We start from the raw sequence: 4,763 nt of genomic DNA on the forward strand, positions 1-4,763 counted from the left end.
CAGTGATGATCTTTATCCGACCAGGCTGAGGCAGGTAGCCGAGCTTACGGCGGACTTCCCACTCGGCAATCTCTATCGTTTGCACCACCTCTGGGTAGTCCTGGTTGACTATCCCTGCACCCATGCCAGCACCCCCTTCAAACAAGTCGAAGCGAACATAGCCCGGACGCGTCTCGCTCTCTGAGACCTCCGAGCTAGAGAGGCTCTCGGGCGCGTGCTGCGTATCCATCCAGCCTGCTGCAAGCCCCAGCGAGGCTTCAATCGCGCGTGCTGTCGTTCCCGACATCACACGGGGTTTGCCGGTGGTCGCGTTGCGACTGCGATTCACCCACTGGCTCACCTGCGCAGGGTTCTTGATCCCTGCCGCTTCCGCGAACTGCCTTTGGCCACCGCTGGCGGTGATCAAGCTGATGAGATTTTCCAGGCGGACTTCTTCAATTGTGCGCATCCGGCTATTGAATAGCGAATGGCTATCCAAGCCAACGAGCTTTTGGCTATTGTGTTTAGAATAGCCACAGGCTAATGTGTAGCGCATGGACCTACTCACCTACATCTCGGATATGAGTCGCCGTGTCGCTTTGGCCGAAGCCTGCAGCACGAGCCCTGAGTACCTTTGGCAAATCGCGACCCGTTGGCGGGGGAAGCRGCCCAGCCCGGAGCTTGCTGCATGCATTGAGCGAGAAACCGCGCGACTCGGGCCGGAACGCGTGGCCAAGGAACCAATGATCTTCGGGGCTGCCGTCAGTAACGCCCGCGCTGCTGTTGGGGCGCTTGTGGACAGCCGCATGAGCAAGCGCGCGCTGCGCGCTCGGCTGGGCCTGACCAGCGATGCGCATTTGGCCAAGGTTCTGAAGCTGCCCACGGTTGAGGTTGCGGCATGGCCGGAAGAGCAGGGCGTTCCTGCGCTCCCGCAGGTGTTGCAACTGCTCGGGGTGCAAGGCGACGCCCAAGTGACCGCTGCCGCACCAGAAGACACCGATTCCGATCGAATCATTTCTGTTGACGCGGCCTGAGTTGCCGCGCGCTGAAGTGCGTTTTTTCACCCATCCCTCTTGAGGCTTCCATACGGACATGTACGCAGACCCTTCGAACATTCGTGATAACCCGATCAAGGTCCGGTTCAACGACTCGGAAAAAGCTGTGATCGAGGCCTTGGCGAACTTCAACGGCCGCCAGCCAGCTGTGTTTGTGCGCGACTTGGTGCTGGCTGGCCTCGCGTCGTTGGAACAGCGTAGCTCTGATGCAGACGCTGCCTGAAGGGCCAGAAGAGTCCCGATGGAGGGCCTATGGAAATACTGCTGTCGCGCGACGAGCGAAAACGGCTTGAGCAGTACGCGGCCCACGCGGGGATGACCGTGGAGCAGGCCGCAACGGAGTTGGCACGCGCCGAATTGGGGCGGCGCTACCGACTCTCCCGAAGCAATGGCGATGTCGTCCCTTTTCAGGCCCTCAAGCGGCCCGATGAATCAACGAGGTAGTACCGATGAGCAGCCGTCTCGCGCGCTCGACCGATATCAGCACCAGCCATGAAGCCGCCGCCCGCGTGGTGTCCAGCGGGCTGCAAGCGTTTCAGCAGGATCGCGCCGCCAGCGCCGTGAAGCAGCACCCAGGCATGACCAGCATGGAGCTGGCCAAGGCCACCGGCCAAGACCGCTACATGCTGGCCCGTCGCCTCCCTGAACTGCTGGAAGACGGCCGCGCGTGGCGTGGCCCGAAGAAGCCGTGCCAGGTCAGCGGCCGCAGCGCGTGCACCTGGTGGCCGGTTGCCCCGGGCGAGAACCTGGCGCTGGTGATCTGACATGGCAGCACGAATGACCGGCATGGTGTTCGACAGGTATCCGGCGGGCGGCGGCGAAATGCTGCTCGCGCTGGCCCTGGCCGACCACGCCCATGACGATGGCACCCACATCTTCCCGTCAATCGCCAGCCTCGCGACGAAGTCGCGGCAGTCGGAGCGCTCTGTGCAGTACCAGCTCCGCAAGATGGAGCAGAGCGGATGGCTGGAACTGGTCAACGCTGGCGGCGGGCGCATGTCCGGCTACAAGTCAGGCGGGCGCCCGCGCGAGTACCGAATCAGCCCGCGTTGGATCAAGGGTGAAGAGCTGTCCACCTCGAACGACGGTGTTGCATCCGACTCAGATTCAAAGGGTGCAAATTCTGCACCCTTTGAAAAGGGTGCAACCCAGAGTCGTAAAGGGTGCAAAGCAGCGCAGAAAAGGGTGCAACCCAGCGTCGAAAAGGGTGCAACAGCTATTGCACCCGAACCAAAAGCAATCAAAAGCAATCGACAGCAACCCACACACAGCAGCGGTGTGAACGAGCCGGGCAACGGTTCGATGACCACGTCGGAGATCGACGCAGCGCTGGCCGGATTCGGCGGCCTGCCCACCGGTCTGGACCGCGAGGTGCTGGCCCGGTTCACCCGGCATCGCGGTGCCTGCCGACGTCCGCTGTCGATCCAGGCGTGGTTCCAGGTACGCAACACGCTGCTCGGCTTGGCCGCCAACGGCCACGACATGAACGAATCCCTGAGGCAGACCATGGCCGCCGGCCTGGCCCTGCCTGTGATCCCTATCGCCAACCCCGCCAACGGAGCGACTCATGCGACCCCTCACCACGGTTCTGCCGACCACGTCACCCAGCTCCGGGAGCAGTACGAACGAGATCAGTACCAGCGACAGCATGGCGCTGGTGGCCTCGCTGGCGGCGCAGGAATCCTCGACGGTGAGTTTGCCGTCGTCGGTTGATCCGGACCCGCGCGCCATGTCTGCGCTGTGGACCCTGTGGGAGCGCATGGCGGCCATGTTCCCGGCCAAGTGGGCCCGTGCGAATGGCGCAGCGCCGGTTGCGCAATCCGGGGCGCTGACGACCGCTGGTGAAGTCTGGCTGCAGTGCATCAGCGGCCTGAGCCCGAAGAAGCTGGCCGCCGGCCTGTCGGCCTGCATGCGCGACGCCCTGGAATGGCCGCCGAACCCGCCGCGCTTCCGGGCCATGTGCTTTGACGTGCCGGCGCTCGCCCAGGTGCAGCAGGAAGTGCGGCCGGGCCGCGCCCAGTGCGGCTTTACCGTGCTGGTGCGGTCGTTCCTGGATCTGCACCACTACGCCAGCGCCGAGGACGGCTACCAGCAAAGCAGGATGCTGCAGGACGCCTATGAGCGCGCCGTGCGGCATGTGGTCGACGGCAAGCCGGTCCCCGAACCCACTCTGGCGCTGCCGCCGGTGCACCCCGTCGTGAACCCGRTGCGCGACCGCGATGCCGCACGCGCAGCCATGGCGCGCGCTGCTGCGGACCTGGGGTTCGATGGGGAAGGGCTCGCCGCCTGATGCGCTCGGACAACAACGAGCTGGACATCTTCAAGCACGACCCGCGCCTGCAGGGCCCGGCGCTCAGGAAGTTGGCGAAGGCGTACCGGGCTGCTGCTGAGACAGCGCTGCGGGACGTGCAGTTCACCGACAGCGAGCGCAAGTCGCGCAACGACTACTACCTGGCCGAGGCGAAGCGCCTTGAGGCCGAAGCCCGCAAATGCCAACGACCGCCTCGCCGTCGCCGCAACCGTTCTATAGGAGCCCCATCGCCGTGATCGACTTCACCTCGTTCAGCAACCGCAGCAAGTACGCCGCCGAAATCAACGCTGGGTATTCGGCACGTTTGAACAGCGCCGCCTTGGGCACGAACCCGCACCTGGTATGGGTGGACAGCGACGACGAGCTGGAGCCCCGCAAGCTGCAGCCGCTGAGCGACAAGGGGCATGCATGGCAGCACGGCTGGTGGCTGGCGGACAAGGACCAGAAGCGAGGCGCGCGCTGATGTGGTCCAGCGCGCCGCCGCCGAACGCAGCGGAGGAAGTCCGCATCGAGATCTCCAAGGTCGGGCCGTGCATGGCATGCCTGTCGCTGGTGGTGCAGGGCTATCTGGATATTGAGCAGGTGTTCGTCGGCGGCGACTACCAGCACACCAAGTCTGGAAACATCCGGCGGGGGCACTGGTTCGGGTTCTGCCTGTGCGTGTGGCACCACCGCCGGCACCCCTTCGGGAACAACACGTTCGCGCAGATGCGCGAGAAATGGGGCCCGAGCCTGATGGATGGCTCGCGGACCTTCCACGAGACGTATGGCACCGACGACGAGCTGATCGCACAGCAGACGTTGGTCAATGAATTGAGGCAGGCAGCATGACCACCAAATCTAATCCGACCCCGGCCACTGTGCGTGCATGGCTGACCGAGAACGCGATCGACGCGCCCTGGACATCGCTGGCAATCTGCGAGGGCTGCGGCGCTGAGACGGTCGAACAACGCTCGGCTGTGCGGGATGCGGTTCGCTACTGCGTCGCCGCAGGCTTCCTGGCCCGCACCGAAACGAAGATCGGCCCCGTGTACCAGCTCACCGGCCAGGGCATGCGGCGTGTTGTGCTGACCGATGCGGAGCGGAAACAGCGCCAGCGCGAGCGGGATGCGCGCCGTAACAGGGCCCGCCGCCCGCCGCGGCCGGCGCCGGTGAAAGCCCCGAAGCGATCGCGCGCTGCACGGGTGAACATGCAGGCGGCGAATACCCCCGCGCCGGCGAAGACCAAGGCTGTGCCCCAAGGGGAGACGGTCGAGCAGTTCCTGGCGCGGGGCGGCAGGGTTCAGCGCCTGACGACGCATTGGGAGCAGTTGGAGTGCGCGGCATGAAGTTCCCGGCAAACTGCCTTGTAGTCGCGCTCGCCGCGAAAGTCGCCCACCCGTCGCGAGTGAAGATTCGGACTATGCGTAACCGGAGTG

The 4,763-nt window shown here is 64.7% G+C and carries 10 protein-coding genes and 1 pseudogene; 10 read left to right on the plus strand and 1 reads right to left on the minus strand.

Translation table 11 applies throughout. The annotated features are described in order from the left end of the window. A pseudogene (locus ACXJKH_RS15040) lies at window positions 1-535 on the minus strand (hypothetical protein); the annotation flags it as partial. On the opposite strand from ACXJKH_RS15040, the gene ACXJKH_RS15045 reads away from it, so the two are divergent. Genes ACXJKH_RS15045 through ACXJKH_RS15090 form a run of 10 tightly spaced genes read left to right on the plus strand, consistent with a single transcriptional unit; the run spans window position 534 to window position 4,673 of the window. After that, window positions 534-1,013 carry a hypothetical protein gene (locus tag ACXJKH_RS15045; RefSeq protein WP_457320453.1) on the plus strand — a complete coding sequence of 160 codons (480 nt, stop codon included), beginning with the start codon at window positions 534-536 and terminating at the stop codon, window positions 1,011-1,013. The pseudogene ACXJKH_RS15040 and the gene ACXJKH_RS15045 sit on opposite strands and share 2 nt — an antisense overlap. A gap of 58 nt (window positions 1,014-1,071) precedes the next feature. After that, window positions 1,072-1,257, plus strand: a complete 186-nt coding sequence (locus tag ACXJKH_RS15050) for a hypothetical protein (RefSeq protein ID WP_313424187.1) — start codon at window positions 1,072-1,074, stop codon at window positions 1,255-1,257. A gap of 29 nt (window positions 1,258-1,286) precedes the next feature. Then, on the plus strand, window positions 1,287-1,478 hold the full coding sequence (locus ACXJKH_RS15055; RefSeq protein WP_457320455.1) for a hypothetical protein: 192 nt from the start codon (window positions 1,287-1,289) through the stop codon (window positions 1,476-1,478). A 5-nt stretch (window positions 1,479-1,483) separates the two neighbouring features. Beyond that, window positions 1,484-1,798, plus strand: a complete 315-nt coding sequence (locus ACXJKH_RS15060) for a winged helix-turn-helix domain-containing protein (protein ID WP_457320457.1) — start codon at window positions 1,484-1,486, stop codon at window positions 1,796-1,798. 1 nt (window position 1,799) lies between these two features. Then, window positions 1,800-2,747, plus strand: coding sequence for a helix-turn-helix domain-containing protein (locus ACXJKH_RS15065; RefSeq protein ID WP_457320459.1), 948 nt, complete (start codon window positions 1,800-1,802; stop codon window positions 2,745-2,747). Then, window positions 2,683-3,324 carry a hypothetical protein gene (locus ACXJKH_RS15070; RefSeq protein WP_457320461.1) on the plus strand — a complete coding sequence of 214 codons (642 nt, stop codon included), beginning with the start codon at window positions 2,683-2,685 and terminating at the stop codon, window positions 3,322-3,324. Before ACXJKH_RS15065 ends, ACXJKH_RS15070 begins: the two co-directional genes overlap by 65 nt. Beyond that, on the plus strand, window positions 3,324-3,581 hold the full coding sequence (locus ACXJKH_RS15075; RefSeq protein WP_457320463.1) for a hypothetical protein: 258 nt from the start codon (window positions 3,324-3,326) through the stop codon (window positions 3,579-3,581). The genes ACXJKH_RS15070 and ACXJKH_RS15075 overlap by 1 nt, the downstream gene beginning before the upstream one ends. Beyond that, window positions 3,578-3,808, plus strand: coding sequence for a hypothetical protein (locus tag ACXJKH_RS15080; protein ID WP_457320465.1), 231 nt, complete (start codon window positions 3,578-3,580; stop codon window positions 3,806-3,808). The genes ACXJKH_RS15075 and ACXJKH_RS15080 overlap by 4 nt, the downstream gene beginning before the upstream one ends. Beyond that, on the plus strand, window positions 3,808-4,176 hold the full coding sequence (locus ACXJKH_RS15085; RefSeq protein ID WP_457320467.1) for a Ref family recombination enhancement nuclease: 369 nt from the start codon (window positions 3,808-3,810) through the stop codon (window positions 4,174-4,176). The genes ACXJKH_RS15080 and ACXJKH_RS15085 overlap by 1 nt, the downstream gene beginning before the upstream one ends. Beyond that, entirely contained in the window at window positions 4,173-4,673 is a 501-nt protein-coding gene (locus ACXJKH_RS15090) for a hypothetical protein (protein WP_457320469.1), read from the plus strand. Before ACXJKH_RS15085 ends, ACXJKH_RS15090 begins: the two co-directional genes overlap by 4 nt. Window positions 4,674-4,763: the final 90 nt, after the last annotated feature.

The organism is Stenotrophomonas sp. P5_B8 (assembly GCF_054049855.1).

Bases quoted from the DNA above. Each gene is read 5' to 3' on its own strand.
- ACXJKH_RS15050 (WP_313424187.1), top strand. From the start codon at position 1,072: ATGTACGCAGACCCTTCGAACATTCGTGATAACCCGATCAAGGTCCGG.
- ACXJKH_RS15055 (WP_457320455.1), top strand. From the start codon at position 1,287: ATGGAAATACTGCTGTCGCGCGACGAGCGAAAACGGCTTGAGCAGTAC.
- ACXJKH_RS15060 (WP_457320457.1), top strand. From the start codon at position 1,484: ATGAGCAGCCGTCTCGCGCGCTCGACCGATATCAGCACCAGCCATGAA.
- ACXJKH_RS15065 (WP_457320459.1), top strand. From the start codon at position 1,800: ATGGCAGCACGAATGACCGGCATGGTGTTCGACAGGTATCCGGCGGGC.
- ACXJKH_RS15075 (WP_457320463.1), top strand. From the start codon at position 3,324: ATGCGCTCGGACAACAACGAGCTGGACATCTTCAAGCACGACCCGCGC.
- ACXJKH_RS15085 (WP_457320467.1), top strand. From the start codon at position 3,808: ATGTGGTCCAGCGCGCCGCCGCCGAACGCAGCGGAGGAAGTCCGCATC.
- ACXJKH_RS15090 (WP_457320469.1), top strand. From the start codon at position 4,173: ATGACCACCAAATCTAATCCGACCCCGGCCACTGTGCGTGCATGGCTG.